Here is a 298-nt window from a genome sequence, read left to right as displayed (position 1 = left end):
CCATATTACGAGGTTCTTCTTGAACCCAAATGATTTCTTCTAAGTTTTTAAAGCGTTTAATAATAGATTGAACTTTTTCAGCAGGGAATGGGTACAACTGCTCGATACGAACCATATGAACTTCATCTAGGCTGTACTCATGCTTACCACTTTCGATTTCTGCTGCTAAGTCAATTGCCATTTTACCTGTACTTAAAACAAGACGTTTTACTTTATTTGGTTTCGCACCAAGGTTTCCTTGTTCTAAAGCAGGTTGGAAACGTCCTTCACTTAACTCACTACCTGTAGAAAGTGTAAG

General features: G+C 37.6%; 1 pseudogene. It reads right to left on the bottom strand.

Annotated elements, in window-relative coordinates:
- Window positions 1-298 (bottom strand): annotated as a pseudogene (locus SB775_RS28610) (2-oxoglutarate dehydrogenase E1 component); the annotation flags it as partial.

It is taken from the genome of Peribacillus sp. SIMBA_075, assembly GCF_046534585.1.
This window is presented reverse-complemented; position numbering and strand designations above follow the sequence as displayed.